We start from the raw sequence: 2,358 nt of genomic DNA on the forward strand, positions 1-2,358 counted from the left end.
TCCCACTGCCTCTGCTCAAATGGCCAGTGTAGCCCATCAGTAAACTACCCGCTTCTGGCCGCTAAGCGGTACGGAGCGGGCTTAAGCGCTACGCGCCGCTGACGCGAATGGCAGCCCTGCAGTTGGCAAGCTAACCACGGACTCCAGGCTGGTTTACAGCAGCCCCAAAACGCAATCCCATGGGCGCTCCGCCTCTGACCAAACCTACTGGGTTTCTAGGGATCCCTTAAACTTAGCGGGACTAGCAGCATAACCTTCAGCAGCAGGGCTCAGCGCTGTTTACTGCATGTTTTTGTCAGGCATCCGCTGGCAGCAGCTCATTAAGAAACTCATCCTGCACTTCACCAAGAGCAGCTGTTAGCTTTGCCCGTGCTGTCAACCCTAGCGCACCTAGGATCTGTGCAGGCGTCCGCATGGTAAACTTCAGCGTTAGCTTCTGTTCTGAAAGAGGCAACCCATCTGGCTGTCGATCGAAGACCCCTGCCGAGATGAAGCACAGGAGCGCTCTCTTTGTAGCCTCTGAAGATACAGCACTACCAAGGGCGCCGGTTGCCGTTTCGATGATTGTTCCCAGTTCAACGTTGTGCGGTGACACTTCGGCAATCCAGGCTGCAACCCTACTCAGGTCGGCAGGAGCCGGCAGCCGAAAAATTGGCAATCCCGTGGCTAGCAACGACCGGTAGTTCTCGACCGAATGCACAAAGTCGCTACTCAGATCGGGCAGTGCCTCAGCCGCCAGTCGAGCATTGGAGCGGGTTGCCAAAACGACAGCACCACCGCTGGAGCGAAACACGCACAGCTTCGTACCTGCACACAAATACTGAAGCAGCTCGACAAATTTCGCAAATCCGACCCGGCTTGCCTCAAAATCGGGTACTGCGTGACGAATGGCCTCACTCACGACCGACAAATGAAGGCCCTGGCCACTCAGATCGCGTTGGGCTTCCTCATCGTTTTCCAGCCAGTGAAGAATCTCCTTGGCCTTTGCGATCACAGCCTGTCGGTCGCCTGTCCCAACACGCCTTATGGCTCTTGCCATACGAACAACGAGGGGAGTTGTGATCTGCGGCCCCTCCCCAAGGCCTTGGAGTGTGGATGTGGATTCCCGGTCACTTCTGTCCTCCGGATCTGGGATAGGCACGAATTCATCGCAGATGGCTTGGAAGACACGGTTCGCCGCGCTCGTGTATGCACACCCAATGACGACCTTACCGTACTCATGAAGCTTCTTCGCCAGGGAGGCAAAGCCGCCGTCACCGGAGACTATGACGAACACCTCGATTGATGGTCTGATATGTGCCAAGTCAACCGCGTCAATTGCTAGCTGGATGTCAGCAGCATTCTTTTTTTGATCTCTGGAAAAACCGAACACTTGTACGGGCTCGATACCCAACTCGTTGATCTCTCCACGCATGACGCCAAGTCGCGGGTCACTCCAGTTGGCATAAGCGCGTTGAACCGCAATTGCCGATAAGCGGCCGGTCTTGCGGACGGATTCCAGTATTTCTCGGAGTGACAAGTTGGCCAGCGTCTGTGCAGAAAACGCATAACCCTTCAGGAGATTCTCGATATCGTAGAAGATTGCAGTGTTGAACGGCATCGCCTCCCTCCATGCAACATTAACGCCTAAACTCACTTGCCACAACCCTACCAGGATTTCAACTAGTGATCTGTTCTGAAGTCAGGTGCGGTACTCCCAAAAATCTACCGGATTCCCACCGACGTAGATCCCAACATAGCCACCAACTAGGTAGCCTGCCTTATCCCGACAATCTTGCTTTTATTTCAGCTTTACCGGATGGCACTCCTTGTTGCACAGCGAGGTTACTTCCGTGTGCAAAGTACCACTGCTCACCCATCTGCTCCCTTAAATTAGTGATTTCCCACCCCGAGCTTCAGTTCCTTCTGCTACGGGGTGGCCGCCTCAAGCCTCCCTCCAAAACTGTCGCTGACACCCAAGTCACCCAAGCCGTCTGCTATTGTCTAGAGCACAGGGATCCCCCGCTCATTGCCTGGACTAGGCCGTGCCTAGGCACTCCAGACCCGCTGAAACCTGATGTTTTTCAAGCTTGGCACCATCTCTGACTCCATCCTGAAGGTTCAATTGGGGCATAGACACCGACGACAGAGCCCTGGCCAAGTTGACGAGGGGAATTATAACCTGCTCTTAATGTCGGTGCAGTATTCTCGGATGTGCCTTTAGTGAATGCAACTGCCTTTTTCTATGAACACCCGTCGTACTTTCCTGGCTTTCGCCGCTGGCTTGGTGGCTGCCGCCGGCGCTGCCTTCCTGGCTGCCGACAGCTTTGCCCAGTCTCCTGCCAACGTCAAAGTTTGGATTGCCTTTACCGATAACCG

Annotated in this window: 2 protein-coding genes; one reads left to right on the forward strand and one right to left on the reverse strand. The window is 54.7% G+C overall.

The features are described 5' to 3' along the window. Nucleotides 1-295 precede the first annotated feature (295 nt). Nucleotides 296-1,600, reverse strand: a complete 1,305-nt coding sequence (locus tag NW863_RS12770; protein WP_414366813.1) for an NYN domain-containing protein — start codon at nucleotides 1,598-1,600, stop codon at nucleotides 296-298. Nucleotides 1,601-2,224: 624 nt separating this feature from the next. On the opposite strand from NW863_RS12770, the gene NW863_RS12775 reads away from it, so the two are divergent. Further along, on the forward strand, nucleotides 2,225-2,358 hold a 134-nt coding region (locus NW863_RS12775), incomplete at its 3' end, for a twin-arginine translocation signal domain-containing protein (RefSeq protein ID WP_414366815.1).

The sequence above is a fragment of the Synechococcus sp. B60.1 genome, from assembly GCF_047462555.1.
GTDB lineage: Bacteria > Cyanobacteriota > Cyanobacteriia > Thermostichales > Thermostichaceae > Thermostichus.

Coding starts and splice junctions, on each gene's coding strand:
- NW863_RS12770 (WP_414366813.1), bottom strand. CDS start 1,600: ATGCCGTTCAACACTGCAATCTTCTACGATATCGAGAATCTCCTGAAG.